Source organism: Bradyrhizobium australafricanum (genome assembly GCF_020329495.1).
In the GTDB taxonomy this organism is placed as follows: domain Bacteria; phylum Pseudomonadota; class Alphaproteobacteria; order Rhizobiales; family Xanthobacteraceae; genus Bradyrhizobium; species Bradyrhizobium australafricanum.
Genome location: NZ_JAGKJL010000035.1, coordinates 18,716 through 39,004, shown reverse-complemented (window position 1 = coordinate 39,004; position 20,289 = coordinate 18,716). Strand labels below are relative to the sequence as shown.

The 20,289-nt window shown below is 62.5% G+C and carries 19 protein-coding genes; 3 read left to right on the top strand and 16 right to left on the bottom strand.

Features of this window, described 5'->3' with window-relative positions:
* Positions 1–14: 14 nt before the first annotated feature.
* From trbL to trbB, 7 genes are read right to left on the bottom strand one after another with little or no spacing between them, the layout of a single operon-like run.
* Positions 15–1,244: a P-type conjugative transfer protein TrbL gene (trbL, locus tag J6525_RS27555; RefSeq protein WP_141341213.1), complete on the bottom strand. Its 1,230-nt coding sequence runs from the start codon at positions 1,242–1,244 to the stop codon at positions 15–17.
* Positions 1,241–1,618, bottom strand: coding sequence for a putative entry exclusion protein TrbK-alt (gene trbK-alt, locus J6525_RS27550; RefSeq protein WP_225646997.1), 378 nt, complete (start codon positions 1,616–1,618; stop codon positions 1,241–1,243). Before trbK-alt ends, trbL begins: the two co-directional genes overlap by 4 nt.
* Entirely contained in the window at positions 1,618–2,346 is a 729-nt protein-coding gene (gene trbJ / locus J6525_RS27545) for a P-type conjugative transfer protein TrbJ (RefSeq protein WP_225646996.1), read from the bottom strand. Before trbJ ends, trbK-alt begins: the two co-directional genes overlap by 1 nt.
* Positions 2,343–4,784 (bottom strand): conjugal transfer protein TrbE, encoded by a 2,442-nt coding sequence (gene trbE, locus J6525_RS27540; RefSeq protein ID WP_225646995.1) that lies wholly within the window; start codon positions 4,782–4,784, stop codon positions 2,343–2,345. Before trbE ends, trbJ begins: the two co-directional genes overlap by 4 nt.
* 9 nt (positions 4,785–4,793) lie before the next feature.
* Positions 4,794–5,057, bottom strand: a complete 264-nt coding sequence (locus tag J6525_RS27535) for a VirB3 family type IV secretion system protein (RefSeq protein ID WP_168859221.1) — start codon at positions 5,055–5,057, stop codon at positions 4,794–4,796.
* Positions 5,057–5,383 (bottom strand): TrbC/VirB2 family type IV secretion system protein, encoded by a 327-nt coding sequence (locus J6525_RS27530; RefSeq protein ID WP_225646994.1) that lies wholly within the window; start codon positions 5,381–5,383, stop codon positions 5,057–5,059. Before J6525_RS27530 ends, J6525_RS27535 begins: the two co-directional genes overlap by 1 nt.
* On the bottom strand, positions 5,380–6,300 hold the full coding sequence (trbB, locus tag J6525_RS27525) for a P-type conjugative transfer ATPase TrbB (protein WP_229161106.1): 921 nt from the start codon (positions 6,298–6,300) through the stop codon (positions 5,380–5,382). The genes J6525_RS27530 and trbB overlap by 4 nt, the downstream gene beginning before the upstream one ends.
* A 1,201-nt stretch (positions 6,301–7,501) precedes the next feature.
* Here trbB and bfr point away from each other — a divergent pair.
* A complete protein-coding gene (gene bfr / locus J6525_RS27520; RefSeq protein WP_225646992.1) occupies positions 7,502–7,984 on the top strand; it encodes a bacterioferritin in 483 nt (160 codons plus the stop codon).
* A gap of 506 nt (positions 7,985–8,490) precedes the next feature.
* Positions 8,491–9,294, top strand: a complete 804-nt coding sequence (locus tag J6525_RS27515) for a hypothetical protein (RefSeq protein ID WP_225646991.1) — start codon at positions 8,491–8,493, stop codon at positions 9,292–9,294.
* A gap of 825 nt (positions 9,295–10,119) precedes the next feature.
* Here the strand turns inward: J6525_RS27515 and J6525_RS27510 are convergent.
* The gene (locus tag J6525_RS27510; protein WP_069275481.1) at positions 10,120–10,416 is read right to left on the bottom strand and encodes a cytosolic protein; all 297 of its coding nucleotides are present in this window, start codon (positions 10,414–10,416) and stop codon (positions 10,120–10,122) included.
* Positions 10,417–10,827: 411 nt separating this feature from the next.
* Between J6525_RS27510 and J6525_RS27505 the strand changes: the two genes are divergently transcribed.
* Positions 10,828–11,124 carry a hypothetical protein gene (locus J6525_RS27505; protein WP_141341221.1) on the top strand — a complete coding sequence of 99 codons (297 nt, stop codon included), beginning with the start codon at positions 10,828–10,830 and terminating at the stop codon, positions 11,122–11,124.
* A gap of 407 nt (positions 11,125–11,531) precedes the next feature.
* Here the strand turns inward: J6525_RS27505 and groL are convergent, their stop codons facing one another.
* The 8 genes from groL to J6525_RS47985 all read right to left on the bottom strand — a co-directional run bounded on the left by groL (position 11,532) and on the right by J6525_RS47985 (position 20,261).
* Positions 11,532–13,178: a chaperonin GroEL gene (gene groL, locus J6525_RS27500; RefSeq protein ID WP_225646990.1), complete on the bottom strand. Its 1,647-nt coding sequence runs from the start codon at positions 13,176–13,178 to the stop codon at positions 11,532–11,534.
* A 146-nt stretch (positions 13,179–13,324) separates the two neighbouring features.
* Entirely contained in the window at positions 13,325–13,639 is a 315-nt protein-coding gene (locus J6525_RS27495; RefSeq protein ID WP_141341691.1) for a co-chaperone GroES, read from the bottom strand.
* Positions 13,640–13,944: 305 nt separating this feature from the next.
* Positions 13,945–14,391, bottom strand: coding sequence for a CopG family transcriptional regulator (locus J6525_RS27490; RefSeq protein WP_225646989.1), 447 nt, complete (start codon positions 14,389–14,391; stop codon positions 13,945–13,947).
* Between the two features lie 5 nt (positions 14,392–14,396).
* Positions 14,397–16,382: a conjugal transfer protein TraG gene (locus tag J6525_RS27485; protein ID WP_225646988.1), complete on the bottom strand. Its 1,986-nt coding sequence runs from the start codon at positions 16,380–16,382 to the stop codon at positions 14,397–14,399.
* 23 nt (positions 16,383–16,405) lie between these two features.
* Positions 16,406–18,145 carry a relaxase/mobilization nuclease domain-containing protein gene (locus tag J6525_RS27480; protein WP_225646987.1) on the bottom strand — a complete coding sequence of 580 codons (1,740 nt, stop codon included), beginning with the start codon at positions 18,143–18,145 and terminating at the stop codon, positions 16,406–16,408.
* 243 nt (positions 18,146–18,388) lie between these two features.
* Complete coding sequence (locus J6525_RS27475) at positions 18,389–19,006, bottom strand: lytic transglycosylase domain-containing protein (RefSeq protein WP_225646986.1); 618 nt, start codon at positions 19,004–19,006, stop codon at positions 18,389–18,391.
* Between the two features lie 281 nt (positions 19,007–19,287).
* Positions 19,288–19,800, bottom strand: a complete 513-nt coding sequence (locus tag J6525_RS27470; RefSeq protein ID WP_225646985.1) for a S26 family signal peptidase — start codon at positions 19,798–19,800, stop codon at positions 19,288–19,290.
* Positions 19,797–20,261 (bottom strand): DUF2840 domain-containing protein, encoded by a 465-nt coding sequence (locus J6525_RS47985; protein WP_225647047.1) that lies wholly within the window; start codon positions 20,259–20,261, stop codon positions 19,797–19,799. Before J6525_RS47985 ends, J6525_RS27470 begins: the two co-directional genes overlap by 4 nt.
* Positions 20,262–20,289 lie beyond the last annotated feature (28 nt).

Genomic DNA, 20,289 nt, shown 5'->3' with positions numbered 1-20,289 from the left:
AAGTCGGCGGTCGTTCACCGCCCTCCCTCGGAGACATCGACCGAGCTCCCGGCACCGCCGTGATCGCCGGATCGAACAGCGTGGCTCGCGGCGGATACGCCGTGGCTGATGGTTTGCGCCCGCTTCATGCGCTGTGCCCATGCGGGCGGATGCTCGGTCAAGCCCTGCGATGCCTGAGAGCCGGACTGAGCGCCGCCGCCAGCTGCGCCCGCGACCCGACGCAGCGGACTCGCGGCAGCCGATAGGCCAGCCTCGGCAACGCCGGCCACGCCGCCGCTGCGGTAGGCCGCAGCTGCGCCGCTTGCGATCGCGCTGCCACCGCGCACAGCGCCTGCGACCGCTCCCCCGGCAAGCCCGGCTCCGCCCGCGGCGAGGCCTGCTCCAGCGGCAGCGATGCCGCCGGCAGCAAGACCGGTCCCAACCGCAGCGCCGGCTCCGAGTTGCGGCCCGCCAGATACGAGCCCGTTGGCAATACCGGGTCCAAAGATGCCAAGACCCAGGAGCGACAACGCCGCCAGCACCAGCGTCATGGCATCTTCGATGGTCGGCTGCCCGCCGTTGAAGCCGGAGGTGAACTGCGCGAACAGGGTCGAGCCGATGCCGACAATGACGGCCAGTACCAGGACCTTGATGCCTGATGAGACGATATTGCCGAGAACCCGTTCGGCGGCAAACGCGGTCTTGCCGAACAGGCCGAACGGGATCAGCACAAAGCCAGCCAGCGTCGTCAGCTTGAACTCGATCAAGGTGACAAACAGCTGGATTGCCAGAATGAAGAAAGCGAGCAGGACGACCGCCCAGGCGAACAGCAGAACGACGATCTGGACGAAATTTTCGAAGAAGCTGATGTAGCCCATCAGATTCGAGATCGACTCGAGGATCGGCCGGCCCGCATCGAGACCCACCTGCGCGATCTTGCCAGGGCGAACGAAATCGCCTGCGGAAAGGCTCGTGCCTGAGACCTTCAGCCCAAGGCCGGCGAAGCTTTCGAAAACGATGCGAGCCAGATTGTTCCAGTTGCCGATCAGATAGGCGAAGACACCGACGAACAGCGTCTTCTTGACCAGCCGCGCGATGACGTCGTCCTCCGCGCCCCAGCTCCAGAACAGGGCTGCAATCGTAATGTCGATCGCAGCCAGCGTGGTCGCAAGATATCCGACCTCGCCGCCGACAAGGCCAAAGCCGTTGTCGATATAGCGGGTGAAGGTTTCGAGGAACTGGTCGATAACTCCGGTGCCCGTCATTGATCGCCCTCTCCCGATATCCCGATGGAGGGATAGGCTTGTGGAATCCGACCCTGGTCCTTGGGCGCCAATTGCTGTGACGAACCGCCCGGATCCCCACCCGCGCCACGCACCGGCCCGGCCTTTTGACCGAAGAACCGCCGGCGGTTTTCAGCCCAAAGTCTTCGGCAACGCTCAAACTCCGTCGCTTGCTCTGGCGTCACGGTACGGCAACGGGCGAGATCAGGAGAGAAGGCTCCTGTCATCTGCGCATCCGCCTGCGTCTGCGCTGCGTCCTTGTCGGCTCCGCGCAATTGAATCGCACAGGCGGCAGCGACGAGCGTTGCTCCCAGTGCCATGGAGGCCGGAAGCCACTTGGTGACACGGATGCCCATCAGTGAAACATCTGCACATTGGAGGATTGATAACCCTGGCCCGGCGTCAGGAAGCGCCGGAGCTGCTCACGCCCCTGGTCCTGCGCGGCGGCGCGTTGGGCGGACTCCAGAGCCTGGGCCCTGCCCTGCGATGCGATAGTTGCAGTGAGATCGGCAAGCTGCTGTGCCTGAAGCGCAAGGATCTGATTGCCGGCCTGGGTTGCCTGAAGGGCGCCGCTCGCACTCTGGCTTGAGGTCACCAGGGCCGCGCTCTGGATCCGGTTGGTATCGAGATTGCCGACGACGCCGGCTTGCACGCGAAGGGCGTCCTGAAGGGCTGCCACCGAGTTCTGCCAACGTCCTTGCGCACCGGCGATCAGCGCAGCATTGGCCTGGCTCCCTGTTGCCGGCGCATAGCTGGTGGCGAAGGCCCGATCGATCTGCTGCACGTCATAGGCGATGCGCTGGGCCTGAGCCAGGAGCTGCTGGGTGCGCTGGATCGATGCCTGAAGCTGCTGGAGCGAGGAGTATGGCAGGCTCGCCAGGTTCCTTGTCTGATTGACCAGCATCTGCGCCTCGTTCTGCAACGAGGTGATCTGATTGTTGATCTGCTGCAGCTCGCGCGCAGCGGTCAGAACATTCTGAACGTAGTTGTTGGGATCGAAGACGATCAGTGCCAGCGCTGGCCTGCTGGCCACCAGTGACAAGGCAACGATACTGGCGGCCAGGAACGGGCGATAACGGCTCATTGCGACTTCTCCAGATTCTTGAGGTTGGGAATGAGATCCGCGGCCCAACCCACGCCGCGGTGGTGCAGCCAGGCCAACACAAAATCCTCGCGACCATGCTCGGCGAGCACCCGGTCGATTGCGGCCTGGTCGGACCTGGTGGAGACAGCGGCAAAGGCGAGCGCGACCTCGCCAAGGCCGAGCTCGAACATCCGCTTGCCCCGGCGGGACTGGCAGTAGTAGTCGCGCTTCGGGGTGGCGCGGCTCAAGAGCTCGATCTGCCGATCATTGAGCCCGAAGCGGCGATAGATCGCCGTGATCTGGGGTTCGAGCGCCCGTTCATTTGGCAGCAGCAGGCGCGTCGGGCAGCTCTCGATGATGGCGGGCGCGATTGCCGAGCCGTCGATGTCCGACAGCGACTGGGTGGCGAACACAACGGAGGCATTCTTCTTCCGCAGCGTCTTCAGCCATTCGCGAAGCTGACCGGCGAAATCCGCATCATCCAGCGCAAGCCAGCCTTCATCGACAATGATGAGCGTGGGCCGGCCGTCGAGACGATCACCAATCCGGTGAAAGAGATACGTCAGCACAGCTGGCGCGGCACCGGTGCCGATCAATCCTTCGGTCTCGAACGCCTGGACAGAAGCTTCGCCAGGGCGCTCGAACTCGGCATCGAGCAGGCCGCCATAAGGTCCGCCCAGACAATAGGGTTGCAGGGCGCGCTTGAGAGCCGTCGACTGGAGCAGAACCGACAGGCCCGTCAGCGTCCGCTCCTGGACAGGCGCCGACGCAAGGGACGTCAGCGCCGACCACAGATAGTCCTTCGCATCCGGTGTGATCTCGACCTTTTCCCGCGCCAGGATGGCCGCTACCCATTCCGTAGCCCAGGCCCTCTCCGATGGGTCGTCGATCCAGAGCAGCGGCTGCAGGGCGACACGCTCGGCCGCATCATGAGACAGGGCTCCGCCCAGATCGTGCCAGTCGCCGCCCATTGCGATCGCGGCCGCGCGAATGGAGCCGCCGAAATCAAACGCGAACACCCGGGAATTGCGGTAACGGCGAAATTGCAATGCCATCAGTGCCAGCAGCACCGACTTGCCGGCGCCGGTCGGCCCGACCACAAGCGTATGGCCGACGTCCCCGACATGAAGCGAGAACCGGAACGGGGTCGCGCCTTCGGTCTTGCCATGGAGCAGCGGTGGCGCATCGAGGTGATGATCCCTCGCCTCTCCCGCCCACACTGCCGATAGCGGAATCATGTGCGCGAGGTTGAGCGTCGAGACCGGCGGCTGCCGGACGTTGGCGTAGACATGTCCAGGCAGGCTGCCGAGCCACGCTTCGGCCGCATTGACCGTCTCGGTCATGCAGGTAAAATCGCGGCCCTGGATGATCTTTTCGACCAAACGAAGTTTCTCGTCGGCCGCGCGCGGATCGGTGTCCCAGACCGTTACCGACGCCGTGACAAAGGCCTGGCCGATCTGATCTGACCCCAGATCCTGAAGCGCGGCGTCGGCATCCATTGCCTTGTTGTGGGCATCGGTGTCGAGCAGCGATGACGCCTCGTTGGTCATCACCTCGTTCAGGATTGCGGCAATCGATTTCCGTTTGGCGAACCACTGACGCCGGATCCTGGTCAGGAGCCTTGTGGCCTCCAGCCTGTCGAGCATGATGGCCCGGGTCGACCAGCGATACGGGAACGCGAGGCGGTTCAGGTCGTCGAGAATCCCGGGCGTGGTCGCTGTCGGAAATCCAACCACGGTCAGAACGCGCAAGCTGGCTTCCCCCAGCGTCAGCTCGAGACCTGCGGTCAGCGGCTGGTCTGCGAGCAACGCATCGAGATACATCGGGATTTCGGGCACGCGGACCCGATGCCGATTGGTCGAGATGGTTGAATGGAGGTAGGTCAACGTCCCGGCATCATCGAGCCAGCCGCAGTCCGGCATAAATCCTTCGAGGAGTTGCAGCACCCGGTCGGTGCGATCGACAAAAGCCCGCAGCACCTCGCGCGCGTCAGCTGTTTCGGCGGGATCGCGCCCCTCATACAGAAATCGCTCGGCACGCGCTGCATCCTCTGGCGGGGGCAGATACACGAACGTCAGGAAGTAGCCGGATTCGTAGTGAACGCCCTCCTCCTCGAACTGTGCCCGGCGCTCGGCATCAACCAGCGCGGATGCCACATCCGGAAACGTGCATGAGGGATAGGCTCCGGCCGCATGGCGCTGCGCCTCGACGAAGACGGCCCAGCCCGAGCCCAGGCGGCGCAAGGCGTTGTTGAGGCGGCCGGCGATAGCCACGAGTTCGGCGGGTACGGCGCTTTCGAGATCCGGCCCGCGGAATCCGGCGGTCCGCTGCAACGAGCCGTCCTTGTTCAGGATGACGCTCTCGCCGACCAGAGCTGCCCAGGGCAGGAAATCGGCAAGACGGGTGCTGGACCGGCGATACTCGGAAAGATTCATCATGGAGCGAGCTCAAACGCAAAGATGTCCGGGAACACGAAGGTGGCGGCGCACGACCTCAACGAAGGCCGGATCGCGTTTGGCGGCCCAGACCGCTGCCAAGTGGCCGATGAACCAGAGGAGAAGGCCGGCAATCCAGAGCCGCAGGCCAAGCCCAACTGCGACGGCAAGCGTTCCATTCACGATCGCAACCGACCGCGGTGCACCGCCCATCAGGATCGGTTCGGTCAGCGAGCGATGCACGGGCGCGACAAAGCCTGCGACGAGTTGATCCATCAGACCACCAGCCCGCCGCCAAAGGAGAAGAACGAGAGGAAGAAGCTCGATGCCGCAAAGGCGATCGACAGCCCGAATACGATCTGGATCATCCTGCGAAAACCGCCGGACGTATCGCCAAAAGCAAGCGTCAGCCCCGTGACGATGATGATGATCACGGCGATGATCTTCGCGACCGGTCCCTCCACCGATTGCAGGATCTGATTAAGCGGCTGCTCCCAGGGCATGTTGGAGCCGGCTGCCCAGGCTGGCGCAGTCGCGAACAGGACCGTTGCCGTTACAGCCACCGGGAGCGCACGCCGTGGAAGCGAGATTCGAAAGCTCATATGAGATCTCCTGCTGGTGAGAGGCTGTAGTCGCCGGTTGCTCCGAGCCCGTCGACGCGCGCGAGCTCGGCGAGGCGACGGTCGGCGCCGCGGCCGGAAAGCACGGCAATGATGTTGATGGTCTCGGCAATCAGGGCGCGCGGTACCGTGACGACAGCTTCCTGGATCAGCTGCTCCAGTCGCCGCAGCGCGCCGAGCGCGGTACCGGCGTGAATGGTGCCAATGCCGCCGGGGTGACCAGTGCCCCAGGCCTTGAGTAGGTCGAGCGCTTCGGCGCCGCGGACCTCGCCTATCGGAATGCGATCCGGCCGCAAGCGGAGCGACGACCGCACGAGATCCGAGAGCGAGACCACCCCGTCCTTGGTGCGCAGCGCAACCAAATTCGGCGCCTTGCACTGCAGTTCCCGAGTATCCTCGATCAGCACCACGCGATCGCTGGTCTTGGCGACTTCCGCAAGAAGCGCATTGGTGAGCGTCGTTTTGCCCGTTGAGGTGCCGCCCGCGACCAGGATGTTCCTCCGCGCGGCCACCGCCCGCCGCAGTGCTTCGGCCTGGTCTGAGGTCATGATGCGCGAGGCCGCATAGTCATCGAGTGTAAATACGGCGACTGCAGGTTTGCGAATTGCGAAGGCGGGCGCAGCCACGACAGGCGGCAACAGACCTTCAAACCGTTCTCCAGTTTCAGGCAATTCTGCAGAAATGCGCGGCGATGCGGCGTGGACCTCGCTGCCGACATGGTGCGCCACCAGGCGAATGATGCGCTCGCCATCGGCGGCCGAGAGCTGCTCGCCGGTTTCCGACAGTCCGCTCGCCAGCCGGTCGATCCATAGCCGACCATCCGGGTTCAACATCACCTCGATGACCGCAGTGTCGTCGAGATAGCGCGCGATCGCGGGCCCCAGCGCGCTGCGGAGCATGCGTGCGCCGCGCGAAACCGCCTCAGACTGAAAGGACTGGAATGTCACTGCTGCCCCCATCTATCGAGGGCGGATCAGACCGCGCCCTCAGATGGGGATGGATAGAAGAGCCACCAACTCTCTTCGTGCAACAAGGCGCTCACGACGATCGTAGCGTAGCGTGGAAAAAGAAAACTCTGCGGAGGCCATGAGGTCGATCGGAGACGGGACCATGCACTCCAACCCAAGGGCGGACGCATTGGCGCGGAGCCACAACCTGATCGACGCAGGTCGGGCGATCGCGGCAGGCGGCAATCGTTGCACCACCGGATACCCGCCAGCATTGCCGGCGCCGAAGCAAGCTCTTGCCCCTGAACTCCGCAAGCGTCATCGCGAGGATCACGCGTGCGCCGCCTCAACGTATAGAGAGAGACATGACTAAGTCTACGAGAGTTCGCCCCGGTCAGGTAATCGCCCGGCAAAGGCTGCGACGACGCGCTCCGTATTGAATCGGGAAAGAGCTGGCAAGCCGAAGACTTCAGCAGACGCAAGGCCCGCACATAACCCAAGCCAGGGGCACGGGGCGATCGAGTAGAGAGCCTGAGCCGTCTGCCGCCGTTTGATCGACGGCGTCTGCAGTCAGGGCCGCCGTCTGTGGAACCTGACCATTAACAAAAGAACCCGCCTGACGTGCGCCAGCCGGGGCTAGCTAGAGGTCTGGACAGCACATCAGGCGGGACCACCACGCTCGGAACGTGGCGGATGCCAAGGGAGCGAGACTACTTGCTTACGAAAGCGGGCGGTTGATCAAATACGGGTACTTACCGATCAAATCAGGACCAAACTGGCTCCGGTCGCCGCGCCTAGCGCTACCTCGGCGATTATTCGATATTGGGTGCGCGAGTGACGCCGTTTGCGCTCCGGGCAGGTTTCTACACCAAGCAGACGGTGGTGACACAGCTCGAGTCGAGCCGTCGATAGCGTCATAGCCAGCCCACGGAAGAGAGTTGCGCAAGCGCGCCCTTGTTATCGGTGTTCAGCTTCACATTGGGTCATGCACAGTAGCGAACCGTGGCGGGACTCCACCGACCGCGAACCGTAGGTAACCCAAACTGCTCGAACCGCAAGCACAGACGCGCTAAACTCTCCTCGTCCTGGTCAGGCATTAAGTTCCAGCCGCCCACACCACCAGGCGGTTCGACATCCGCGAAAGGAGCTGAGCATGAAGGGCGACAAGACGGCTATCGAATACCTCAATAGAGCGCTCCGTCACGAGCTCACTGCGGTGAACCAGTACTGGCTACATTACCGCCTGCTCGACAATTGGGGCTACAAGGTGCTGGCGAAGACGTGGCGCAAGGAATCAATTGGAGAGATGCAACATGCCGACAGGCTCATCGAACGCATCATCTTCCTCGATGGATCTCCCAATATGCAGACGCTGGAATCCCTTCATATCGGGAAGAGCGTGAAGGCCGTGCTCGATAGCGACTTGCAAGCCGAGTTGTCGGCGCACTCCCTTTACGCTGAAGCCGCGACCCATTGCCATTCGGTCAAAGACTACGTGACACGAAATCTGTTTGAGGAACTCATGCACGATGAGGAAGAGCACATCGACTTTCTCGAAACCCAGATCGACCTCGTCGCGAGGATCGGCCTCGAGCTATATGCCCAGCGTCGCATCGGAGAACTCGACAAGGACTGAGGTGCTAACGACGCCCCCCAAACAGTCTGCATCTCGAGCTAGACCGGAAATGACAAGCCGCTTGCCCTTCGGCGTTTTTGACCCATAGCGGCGCTATGCCAATTTTCTTTTGTGGCTTTGCTGAAGGCGACCGTCTTGTTTCTGAGGGGGCGGTAGGCGCCATTTGGCCTGCGCTGGAAGAGAAATCTCTCAGCTTCGCCAGCGCTTCGGTGACCGTCCGGCCAAGTTGTGTAATCGCTTAGTCAGTGAGGATCGATGTCACGCTTCCGAGCCGAACGACGCTGACATTCAAGTCGGGCCGCGCGTGCCTCGCTCAGTTGGAGGCGGCGCTCGGTTTGCCGACAGCTACGGTCCGGACCACCCATCCATCGAACTTATTCGGTCGTATGCGTGACCGTATTTTCCCGGTGAAGTCGATGATATTGACTGGGGTTCACTTCATTGGTCACCATGACCTCCCCGGAGTCGACCGATGAAATGAACGAACCCAGACGGGAATCTGAGTAGTGGGATCGCCGGTACATCAAAGTGCGAAGATGCCGAGACGGCTGAAACCCGGTCTATTGTTGCTGTTTGCGTTCACGATTCTTGGCTTCAGCGGGCTGTACTTTGTGGGCGATTTGTCGAGATATCAGGAAGCTATCTCAAAAAGTGACGCTTATGTTGTCATGCGCGACGTGAGCAATCCTGAGCAACTGGATCAAGCTCTAAAGCGACATCCCTCGAACGTGTTTCTGAAAATGATCGCACTGGCAAATCTGGATGCGATCGAGATGAATGCTGCCGCTCGAAGGCTATTAACCGGCGCCGAGCAAAAGGAACTCCCGAAAGCAATCGATCCGGCTTCCAGCCGCAGTGATCTAGACGCAATTCTTCGCGATCTGAAGGCCGCCGAGGGTCGTATCGCTACCTTTGAGCCCCGCTATACCGCTCTGGTAAAATCCGAGCGCGACAAACTGGAAGACGAGGCCCGCTCACTCCTTGTTGGAAACGACACAATTCGCAGATTCATGAGCATGATCGATGCGCAGCACACCGAAACAATTACCTTAGCGGCCAAATTGTCGGCCGCACGCGCCGAATATTACAAGACCTATGACAAGTGTGTAACGCTCCTGCTGAGGGAATTTGGGACCTACAAAGTGAACGACGGTCAGTTCGTGTTCCCGTTTCAAATGACTGCAGACAACTACAATCGTGCAGCGGCGGCAATGATCGCTGCTGCAAAACGCATTGCCGAGCTGGACGATGAAATGACCGCCCTGAGGCCCCTCCAGTTGAACAGATGGAAGGCCTTCGTTGAACAATAATTGAGAGGAAGCAGTGGTGCTGTTGCACCGATCAGTAGGATCTATCCGCCGCCCCAATACCCGTCCTTTTTTCAACGCTTGGCGGTTCGACTGCTTTGTGGGTTGAACGCTTCCAGAGTGTTTAAGCGTCCGAGGGATCCGTTCTAAGGGTATGACGGCTGCCCAGGCTGCTTTAAGCCTCGTCCCGGTTCGAACTTCGTAGCGCCGATCATTTGAGGAGGCATTTGCGAAGTTCGAAAATGCGCCGACGAGGTTATCGAATGAGGGGCTCACTCTGCCGCGGTGCATGAGTCTGGAATTGCCCCAACTCGGACCTGCAGTGCGGTCCTCGATTGCGTCGCTATCAGGGTCACAGCGAACCTCATTGCCCCCAACTGCGGAGCGCGTTCATGAACAAACGCGCTAGCCGAAGTGGCTGGTCTAGTGGTGCTCCTTGACCTGACCGCTGCTGTCGACGACCAGGGATACCTCCCAGCCGTTCTTCGCCGCCTTAACGGAATGGCTTCCGCGGTGGATTTGACGTCCCGGATTTGCGAGTAGTCGGTCGCTTGAAACTTCCCCACAAACTCCTGCGTGATGTCTCTCCAGCGATCGACACGTCCCGATCTGAAAACAATGGCCCTCGGGCAACTGACGGAACACTGCGTTGGTAACTACAAATCGTTCAACCTAATGAAGTTCGTGGAGGAGCAACGGAGTCCCTTCCGAATGCGCCAGCCCGCAGGCGGTGAACCAGCCATTTGGCGGCAGCGACGCGCCGACCGCCGTCGAGTAGCCGAGCCATCCCCGGGCTACTTTCGGATCAGGCATGGAGACAAGGCCGGGTCACCGCTGTTCTTGAAGAATCGGTACTCCGAGTTCATCGAAACGAAAGAGCTGAAACGCCCGCTGACCGTTGAAGTCGAGCACTCTCAAATCATCGGTCTCGTGAAGATCGCTCTCGACGGCTTGGAAATGCCCGCCGTAGCGCTCCCTGGCGAGCGGCACGGGAACCTCAAATGCGACGAACTTGCCAATTCCCTTGTGCTTGAGCTTCTCGAGAAGCTCCTGATCGTGTACGGACTCGTGCGACGTGAGAATGAGCAGAGGACCGCTCGCCGTTAGCAGCAAAAGCGCTTTCATCGGACCCTCCTTCGCGGTTGGACTGATTTCATGGATGTCCAGTCCGGATACTCCCACTATAAGCCGGTTCACCGCTCATAACGATTCCACAGTGGACGTGATCTGCACAGTTTGGACCGTCCTGGGTCCCGAGATGGTCGGTCGCATCGAGGCCGGTGACGCGCGGCCCAGGGCTTGCCATTCCGCCGTTCCCTGCCCACTGGCGCTGACGAGCGATCGAAGGATTACGTTCGCTTCAGAGATGGCCGAATACCAACTCCCCACCGCCTCCGAGGTTGTCTAACTGAGCTCGTCTGGAAGTGGCATGCCTGGAATGACGCGATTGGACCATCGCGGAAGCAGGCCCTAGTCCAGCAGCGGCCCTATATGCTTTGATGCGCAGGACCGGAATTGAGATGCAAGGGTGGCCAGATGTATATGTTCGTTAGAAAGTACACCAAGGTTCGTTCGGTTGCGGATGCTGCCCGCCGCGCGAAGAGCGGCATCGGCCAGATCCTGAAGGATTCGCCCGGATTTAAATCTTATTATGTATTGGATGGGGGCCAAGGCGTTGGTGTCGCTGTGATGATATTCGAGGACCGCGAAAGCGCCAATGCGGCGAACGAAAAGGTCCTGCAGTTTGTTCAAGCAAGCATGCATGACCTTCATCTTGGCGCGCCCGAAATTATCGCAGGGGAAGTCTTGGTGAACATAGAATCTGATGCGTAGTTGATCGCAAGCGCCGCTAATCAGCGGGGGAGCGAGCATGGCGTCAAGAAGCTGCTTTGGCGTTCGGCAAAACGTTTCAATGTCACTGCACATGTATGGCCGGCATATCAATTGCACGAGCCGCTCAGAGTTCGATGTGGAGCTAAGGCGCGAGAAGCCATACGTGCTAAAGGTCGTTGTCGACGAGCACGCGCGGACTTAGTCTTTTTCGTCAGGCGGGAGCGTCGGCACGTCCGCTGCTGACCCAAACGCGAAGGCCGGACCACCTCTGAGGTCGTTCGGTCATCGGGCCAGACCGGAAGTGGTTCGCCCAGCGACCGGCACGATTCGTGTCCGACATATAACCAGTACAGAAAAGCCGGGCGGCGATGCTGGGCCTCTCTTTCTTTGAACGCTGAACTTTGGACCTAGAAGTCCACACCACCCATGCCGCCCATGCCACCACCCCCTGGCATGCCGCCGGGTGCGTTCTTCTTCGGCAGCTCGGCGACCATGGCTTCCGTGGTGATTAGGAGTGCCGCGATGGAGGCGGCGTTCTGGATCGCGGTGCGCACGACCTTGGTCGGGTCGATGATGCCCTTCTTGACGAGGTCGGCATAGTCGCCGGTCTGGCCGTCGAAGCCGTAATTGTAGGTCTTGTTCTCCAGGATCTTGCCGACGATGACGGAGCCGTCCTCGCCTGCGTTGACCGCGATCTGGCGAGCCGGAGCCGACAGCGCCTTGCGCACGATCTCGACGCCGGTCTTCTGGTCGTCGTTCTTGGTGCGCAAGCCCTTCAGGTGCTCGGAGGCACGGAGCAGGGCGACGCCGCCGCCCGGGAGGATGCCTTCCTCGACAGCCGCACGGGTCGCATGCATCGCGTCATCAACGCGATCCTTGCGCTCCTTCACCTCGACCTCGGTCGCGCCGCCGACGCGGATCACCGCGACGCCGCCTGCGAGCTTGGCGAGACGCTCCTGCAGCTTCTCACGGTCGTAGTCCGAGGTGGTCTCCTCGATCTGCGCCTTGATCTGGGCAACGCGGGCATCGATGTCGACCTTCTTGCCGGCGCCGCTGACAATCGTGGTGTTCTCCTTGTCGATCATCACCTTCTTGGCGCGGCCGAGCATCTGCAGCGTGACGTTCTCGAGCTTGATGCCGAGGTCTTCCGAGATGGCCTGACCGCCGGTCAGGATCGCGATGTCCTGCAGCATGGCCTTGCGGCGATCGCCGAAGCCCGGAGCCTTGACGGCCGCGACCTTCAGGCCGCCACGCAGGCGGTTGACGACGAGGGTGGCGAGCGCTTCGCCTTCGACGTCTTCGGCGACGATGACCAGCGGCTTGCCGCTCTGTACCACGGCCTCGAGCAGCGGCAGCAGCTCGTTCAGCGAGGAGAGCTTCTTCTCGTTGATGAGGATGTAGGCATCGTCCAACTCGGCACGCATCTTGTCGGCGTTTGTGACGAAGTAGGGCGAGATGTAGCCGCGGTCGAACTGCATGCCCTCGACGACGTCGAGCTCGGTCTCGAGCGACTTGGCTTCCTCGACCGTGATCACGCCCTCGTTGCCGACCTTCTTCATGGCGTCGGCGAGGAACTTGCCGATCTCGGCATCGCCATTGGCGGAGATGGTGCCGACCTGGGCGATCTCCTCGTTCGAGGTGACCTTCTTCGAGTTCTTCTGGAGGTCGGCCACGACGGCCTCGACCGCGAGGTCGATACCGCGCTTCAGGTCCATCGGGTTCATGCCGGCGGCGACTGACTTCGCGCCTTCCTTCACGATCGCGGCCGCGAGCACCGTCGCCGTGGTGGTGCCGTCACCGGCCGCGTCAGCGGACTTGGAGGCGACTTCGCGCACCATTTGGGCGCCCATGTTCTCGAACTTGTCCTCGAGCTCGATCTCCTTGGCGACAGCGACGCCGTCCTTCGTGATGCGGGGAGCGCCGAACGACTTCTCGAGCACCACGTTGCGGCCCTTCGGACCGAGGGTGACCTTCACCGCATTGGCGAGGATATCGACGCCGCGCAGCATCCGGTCGCGGGCATCGACGCCGAATTTGAGTTCTTTGGCTGACATGTCTGTCTCCCCTGAGTTGATCTCTGCTCCTCGTCCTGAAGTGCGTGCTCTTGAAGCGGGCGTCTCGAAGAACGCGACAATTCAGTCTTGGCCTCATCTTTCGAGACGCCGGCAGCGCCTGCTCCTCAAGGGAGCGGGCGTACGGCTTAAGCGGCCTTCTTGCTGGCGGAGGTGCCAGTAAGAACACCCATGATGTCGCTCTCCTTCATGATCAACAGCTCCTTGCCGTCGATCTTGACTTCGGTGCCCGACCATTTGCCGAACAGCACGCGGTCGCCGACCTGAAGGTCAATCGGGATCAGCTTGCCGCTCTCGTCGCGGCCGCCGGGGCCGACGGCGATCACTTCGCCCTGCGAGGGCTTTTCCTTGGCCGTGTCGGGAACGATGATGCCGCCAGCGGTCTTCTCTTCGGCGTCGATGCGCTTGACCACGACGCGGTCGTGAAGCGGACGGAATTTCATGTGATCCTCCCTGGCCTTGTGCACAATCTCGGGATTGGCACCCACAATGAGCGAGTGCTAATCGCAGTTCACTTATACCTGTGACAGTTGGGCGCAAGAGCTTCGGCCCGTGATATTTGGCTGCAACTTTGCTCTCGGAGGGGAATGCCGGCGACGATCGCTGCCGGGCGAAGCAATAGGCCGCCAGCAGTGTCTATGTCCGATCTGGGCCCTCGCGACTTATTGCACCGCCACACGACTTCGGTGCGGACGGGACTAAACGGACACGCCATCGTCGCGCACCCCACAAATTCTCAGGTACAGACCTAGGAGTGTGCCTGGCCCGAATGATCGTCGCCACCGAGATCCTCCGCAATCTCCTGCAGGAGCTTCGGTCCCCTGGCGAGCCTGCGGCCAAGTGCGGTGACGAAGGAATCGTAGCGTTCACCTCCCTTGGCGCGCGCGGCTTGTGCGGCCGGCTCCGGCAATGCCGGGGTCGTGGTCAACCAGAACCGGACGAATACGGCAAGCGTCTCGACCGCGATGCCGACGTCGCGCTCAAGCCGGATCATGCGGCGATCGAGCTGGTCGAGGCGCTTCGCGATCACCGCTTCCCGTCGTTCGGCCGCATCCGGAGACAGAAAGGAGGCGATCGCGGCCTCAGCGATCAGCGATTGAGGTTGGTCTCGGCGCGCGGCATAGTCCGTCAGCGCCGTCATAACGGCCGGGTCGAGGTAGACCGAAATCTGGACCTTCTTCTTGCGGACGGTCATGGCGGTCACAGCTCCATGCCATCGCCGGAGTCCAGCGAGACCTGCCGGGCTACGCCTTGCATGATCCGGGCTATGCGGCTGTTGCGGACGGCCTCATCGTCCGCATCATCGACGGGATCGGCTTCGAACTCGTTCTCGATCGGCGCCCTCCTCTCGACCAGCGGCACGCGGCTGAGCTCGGGCTGCTGGCGGCGTTCGGATCCGGTCGGATCGTCATCTTCGATCGCAGTCATCGGGCCGGGATTGCCGATTTCCGCTTTCGGCGGCAATGGCCGGCCCGTCCAATCATTCGGCCGCCCCTGGTTGGGAACAGTGAGTGCCGGCACCGGCAGAATGCGTTGCAGGAGACGCGCGTCGTCGTAATAGCGCGCCTTCTTCGCCCGGATCGGCCGAGCGCCCGCAACCATGACGATCTCGTCCGTCGGTGGCAGTTGCATGACTTCGCCTGGGGTGAGCAGCGGCCGGGCCGTTTCCTGCCGGGAGACCATCAAATGACCAAGCCACGGGTTTAATCGGTGGCCGGCATAGTTCTTCATGGCGCGCATTTCGGTCGCGGTACCCAAGGCATCGGAGACACGTCTGGCGGTGCGCTCATCGTTGGTGGCGAAGCTGACGCGGACATGGCAGTTGTCGAGGATCGAATTGTTCGGGCCGTACGCCTTCTCGATCTGGTTCAGCGATTGGGCAATCAGAAAGCCCTTCAGTCCATATCCTGCCATGAACGCCAGCGCCGACTCGAAGAAATCCAGCCGCCCCAACGCGGGAAACTCATCGAGCATCAGGAGCAGCCGGTGGCGCTTTGCCTTGGCCTGCAGGTCCTCCGTGAGACGCCGGCCGATCTGGTTGAGGATCAGACGGATCAGCGGCTTGGTCCGGTTGATGTCGGAGGGCGGCACGACGAGGTAGAGGGTCGCCGGTTGCTGGTCGCCCACGATGTCGGTGATGCGCCAATCGCAGCGCCGGGTCACCGCGGCGACGATGGGATCACGGTAGAGCCCGAGGAACGACATGGCGGTCGACAGCACGCCCGACCGTTCGTTGTCGGACTTGTTGAGCAGCTCGCGCGCTGCGCTAGCGATGACGGGATGTGGACCGGCTTCGCCGAGATGCGCGGTCTTCATCATCGCGACAAGCGTCGATTCGATCGACCGCTTCGGATTAGAGAGGAACACGGCGACGCCCGCCAGCGTCTTGTCCTCTTCGGCATAGAGGACATGGAGGATGGCGCCGACCAGCAGCGCGTGACTGGTCTTCTCCCAATGGTTCCGCTTCTCCAGGCTCCCCTCGGGATCGACCAGGATGTCGGCGATGTTCTGGACGTCGCGGACCTCCCATTCGCCGCGGCGAACCTCGAGCAGCGGATTATACGCCGCTGACTTCGGATTGGTCGGGTCGAACAATAGGACCCGCCCATGTTTTGCGCGGAAGCCCGCGGTCAGCTGCCAGTTCTCGCCCTTGATATCGTGAACGATCGCCGAGCCCGGCCAGGTCAGGAGCGAGGGCACGACCAGGCCGACGCCCTTGCCCGAACGGGTCGGGGCGAAGCACAGCACATGCTCCGGACCGTCATGACGGAGATAGTCACGCTCGTAGCGGCCGAGCACGACCCCGTCGGCGCCAAGGAGCCCGGCCGCGTTCACCTCTCCCGTCTCGGCCCAGCGGGCCGAGCCGTAGGTCTCGACGTTCTTCGCCTCGCGCGCCCGCCAGACCGACATGCCGATCGCGGCCATGATCGAGATGAATCCGCCCGAGGCCGCGATGAATGCGCCGCGCACGAAGATGTCGGGCGCATAGGCGTCGTAGAAGAACCACCACCAGAAAAACGCCGGCGGATAATAGATCGGCCAGCCAACGACGCTGAACCATGGGGTGCCCAACTGCCCCTGAAATCCGAGCTGCCAGGCGACATATTCCGTCGCACCCCAGGTCGTCAGGAGCACGATCGCGAGCACGGTCAGGATCTGTCCCCAGAGGATGGTGGTGGCGGACATGGCGTTGGTCCTTTCTGCGCGATCTACAGTCCAAGTCCCCGCTTTCGGCCAAAGCTCCAGTCGATGCCACCGTCGTTGCGCATCGTTCCGGTGACGTGGCGGCCGAGCTGTTTCTCGAGCGAGGGCGTCCAGGGCACGAGCTGGAAGCCGAGTCCGTCGTCGATCATGGCGAAGCGACCGGAGGCGAGCGTGAAGCGCTGGCGGTAGCTGCCGGCGACATGGTCGCCGCTGCCGGCTTGATGGAATGGCTGGCCGGTTCGGGACGCGAGCCTATCGCCCAAGGCCTCCAGCTCCCGGCAACGCAAGGTGTCGATCAGGTTGCGCGAGAAGATGATGCGCTGGCCCCGCCGCTCGGCATAACCGCGTTCGAGCAAATGCTCGGCACGCCGCTCCATGGCCTGCCGCACCTCGGCGCCGAAGGCGCCATCCGAAAGCGCGGCCGGCGTGCGAGCGACCGCCTGCCGGTCGAGCCAGGTCGCCCCCGATGCCGAGACCTGCGCAGCAAGGTTGAGATCCGACCGTACGGCGAGCGCCAAGCGGCGACGTCCTTGCGGGTCGTCGAACTTGCGCAGCTCGACGATCGCGCCCGGCGCGCCGTCGCCGGCGGCGTCGAGATCGGGCAACCTCAAGTGATGGGTTCGCCCGTCCACGCCGTCGACCACGGCATAGGCCGTGCCCTTCAGCTCGTCGTCGAGGCCGCGATCGACCAGCCGGCCGATGATCGGCGCATCGAGGCTCTCAGCCGCGAGCACATAACTCGCCGCGCCGCGCTCAATGCCGCGTTCGGCTAATGCCCGGTGCATGCGCCTGATGATGTCATCGCGCTCCTCCAAATCGCGTAGCGTGGTCTCCGCCCGGTCGCGGATCACCCACTGGCCTGGATCGACCTGATCGGCGAGGCCGAGGGATTCGAGCTTGCGCAAGCGACCGACCTTCAAGGCGTGATATTCGTCCGGCTGCCGCTCGCGATGGGGCGCGAGATCGATGACGCCGGTGGACCAACCATCGCGCACAAGCTGACTATCCAGCTTGGTCCAGCGTTCGGCTTCAACCTGGCGCTCGAGATTGCGACGGATGTCGAGCTCGGTGCGCGGACCGAGTTCCTGGGTGACCAGATCCTGCGCGCGGGCACGCATTCCCTCCTTGATGTAGTCGCGCGAGATCACGAGGTCCTGGCCATCGTCACCCCGGCCGCGGAGGATGACGTGGACGTGGGGATTGTCGGTGTTCCAATGATCGACACCGACCCAATCGAGCTTCGTGCCGAGATCCGTGGCCACCTGGCCCATCAGCTCGCAGGCGAAGGATTTAAGGTCCGCCAAGTCCACCGCGTCCTCGGGCGACACGATGAAACGGAAGTGATGACGGTCGCCCTCGCACCGCGCGGCGAAGCCACGGCCATCAGCGTCCTCGGTCTGCGGCCCGAACAGGCGCGCCTTGCCCCCGTCGCGGGTCACCCCCTCACGACGGAGATAATTGAGGTGCGCGGCGAGCGGCGCGGCGCGCGCGGTATGACGGACGACGCGGGTCTTGATCACGACGAGGCGCGAGCGTCCCGTCAGCAGATGGTTGGCCTGCACGCTGGCGACCCGGCCGCGTCCAAAGCGCGACCGGTTGCCCGGGATGATTCGGCCCGAGCGGGACACCTGCCCGCCGGCCTTCTGCGCCGCTGCGATCGCCTGCGCAATAAAGGGCCGCGCCCGCTGCGAAGTGGATGAGCGGATGCGGCCGGTGCGGATGCGAAACTCCCGATCATCGGCCATCGTCGACCTCGGCAATGTGCGAAAGATCGCAGAACGTCAGAGAGTTGCGTGCGGGGCGCACATTGCGGTCGGCGCGAGCACCTTGCGCGGAAGGCGGAGAACTCCGAACAACACGACGAACCGACCGAGGCGCACATTGCGCTCTTTTATCTCGCAGTCGTCCCGTCGTACTTTCCCACGGCTCCCGGGTTTCCGCCAACTCCCCTCTAGCGCACCCCAGCGCTCGCCGGTTCACGTAGATGCTCATCGCATGTCTCCGGCTTCCGATTTCGCGATGAACAGGCCAGTCCCCCTAGGAATCATCGACGACAGGACGCGAGCGCCCGACGAAGCGAGAGCGCTGCTCGCGACGAATCCAGCCTGCCGCCGATCTGGAATGCTATTGCGTTCCGATCGCGCGACGAAGAACGGTGCGGCGGTCCAGGAGAACTGGCCACCGGACCGACCAGAAGCGTACCCAATTCCCAGCAAGCTCGCGAGATTCGTGACATAGGCTTGCGTCTCGGCTGGCAAGGAAACACCGGCGAGGTGCTTTTCGTAACGTGCTGGTCCGGCGTTGTATGCTGCAAACGCGCCGGGCACCCCGTAGCGGTCGCTCAGCTCATGCAGATACGCCGTGCCAGCCAGGATATTGTCGCGCGCGTCGTAGGGATCGTTGCCGAGGCTGTACCGATGGCTTAGGTCAGCCCATGTCCCCGGCATGATTTGCATCAGCCCCATTGCGCCCTTCGGCGATTTGGCGCGCACGTTTCCAGCGCTCTCCAGCCGGATGATTGACCTGATCCAGCGCGCAGGCACGACGAATCTTTGCGAAGCCTGTGCAATGAAGGGAGCAAATGCGTTGTCGCCATGATCGTTCACTGACGGGAGCGCCGATTGCTCCGCGGCGAGAGCGGCACAGCTCCAAACCGTCAGGGCGAAAAGCAGCGTTCCGACAGGCCGAAAACACGCTCCCGACAGACGGAAGCACGCCGTCGTGCTCGCCCCCGTCCAGGGTAAAGTTGCTTCGCGCCGGCCGTTGGGCCGCCCTGGACCGCCGCTGCGCGCAACAACAACCGCGCGATCCTTGGTCGGGACGGAGCAATGGCCCGGCAACTGATCGAACAGAGCAGTGGCAGAACGGAAGCACCAGCAAGGCACGGTCACTCCTCCCACGTCCACACGGGCAGTGCACGGCCAATGACCGCCGACGCAGGCAAAAATCCGAAGTATCGGCCGTCCAGAGAGTCGCTTGACTGCCAATTCATGAGAAAGAGCTCACCGTCGCCGACCACGGCGCATCCTTCCCACTTCGGCAGCGGTCGCCCGCGTCCGTCACGATCCCTCGCCTCGCCCACCACAATCTCGTCGACAGAAATTGCAAGCCCGCTTCTGCAGACCGTCTGCCCTGGAAGCGCCAGCACCCGCTTGAGCATTGGGACGCCTGCGGGCAGATACCCATTCAGGTCCAAAAAGGTCGCAAGCGGCTCGGGCGGCCGAACCGCAACCAATTCCGTGACGAAGAAGTCGCCCGCTGGCTCCAGGCGATAGAGTCCGATCGGCACGCTCGTGGAAGCATTCCAGATGTAGAGCGGATTCGACCCCAGAGCGACCGGAGCAACAAGTGTGGCGACACCGCAAACCGTCGCGATCAGCGCCTTTGAGCTGGGCGTCATCGCACGAACCTCTGCCGATGCAGCCAGGCCCGATGACGCCCTTTTGTGTACGCGCGTGGCGTCTCGTTGACAGAGAGGCGGTTATGAACGTGATGCCAATGGTCGGGGGCGGCATCCGCCGGATCGATCCCAAGTCCCTCGACAACGTCGATCAGTTGCAGCACGCGCTCGACCTTGGGCCAGCCCGACAACCGCAGCAAACTCTCGCCGCCTGGCTTGACATAGGGGACCGTCGAGCAGCGCTCGCCTGGAGCGACCGCGCGCAGGATGTCGATGCGCGAAATGACTGTTCCGAAGTCGTTGGATGTCCAGCGAACGAGGGCGAAGATGCTGCCCGGAGCAAATGACAGCACGCGGCGGTGTCGGTCGATCATCCTGTCTTCGACGGCGCGACCGAACCGAATCCGATTTTCGATACGCTTTTCGAGCCAAAAGACTTCGACTTGGGTGAGATCGTTCATGCCCGCGCTCCGTGATTCACAAACCGGG

Coding starts and splice junctions, on each gene's coding strand:
- trbL (WP_141341213.1), bottom strand. CDS start 1,244: ATGACGGGCACCGGAGTTATCGACCAGTTCCTCGAAACCTTCACCCGC.
- trbK-alt (WP_225646997.1), bottom strand. CDS start 1,618: ATGGGCATCCGTGTCACCAAGTGGCTTCCGGCCTCCATGGCACTGGGA.
- trbJ (WP_225646996.1), bottom strand. CDS start 2,346: ATGAGCCGTTATCGCCCGTTCCTGGCCGCCAGTATCGTTGCCTTGTCA.
- trbE (WP_225646995.1), bottom strand. CDS start 4,784: ATGATGAATCTTTCCGAGTATCGCCGGTCCAGCACCCGTCTTGCCGAT.
- J6525_RS27535 (WP_168859221.1), bottom strand. CDS start 5,057: ATGGATCAACTCGTCGCAGGCTTTGTCGCGCCCGTGCATCGCTCGCTG.
- J6525_RS27530 (WP_225646994.1), bottom strand. CDS start 5,383: ATGAGCTTTCGAATCTCGCTTCCACGGCGTGCGCTCCCGGTGGCTGTA.
- trbB (WP_229161106.1), bottom strand. CDS start 6,300: ATGCTCCGCAGCGCGCTGGGGCCCGCGATCGCGCGCTATCTCGACGAC.
- bfr (WP_225646992.1), top strand. CDS start 7,502: ATGAAGGGCGACAAGACGGCTATCGAATACCTCAATAGAGCGCTCCGT.
- J6525_RS27510 (WP_069275481.1), bottom strand. CDS start 10,416: ATGAAAGCGCTTTTGCTGCTAACGGCGAGCGGTCCTCTGCTCATTCTC.
- J6525_RS27505 (WP_141341221.1), top strand. CDS start 10,828: ATGTATATGTTCGTTAGAAAGTACACCAAGGTTCGTTCGGTTGCGGAT.
- groL (WP_225646990.1), bottom strand. CDS start 13,178: ATGTCAGCCAAAGAACTCAAATTCGGCGTCGATGCCCGCGACCGGATG.
- J6525_RS27495 (WP_141341691.1), bottom strand. CDS start 13,639: ATGAAATTCCGTCCGCTTCACGACCGCGTCGTGGTCAAGCGCATCGAC.
- J6525_RS27490 (WP_225646989.1), bottom strand. CDS start 14,391: ATGACCGTCCGCAAGAAGAAGGTCCAGATTTCGGTCTACCTCGACCCG.
- J6525_RS27485 (WP_225646988.1), bottom strand. CDS start 16,382: ATGTCCGCCACCACCATCCTCTGGGGACAGATCCTGACCGTGCTCGCG.
- J6525_RS27480 (WP_225646987.1), bottom strand. CDS start 18,145: ATGGCCGATGATCGGGAGTTTCGCATCCGCACCGGCCGCATCCGCTCA.
- J6525_RS27470 (WP_225646985.1), bottom strand. CDS start 19,800: ATGACGCCCAGCTCAAAGGCGCTGATCGCGACGGTTTGCGGTGTCGCC.
- J6525_RS47985 (WP_225647047.1), bottom strand. CDS start 20,261: ATGAACGATCTCACCCAAGTCGAAGTCTTTTGGCTCGAAAAGCGTATC.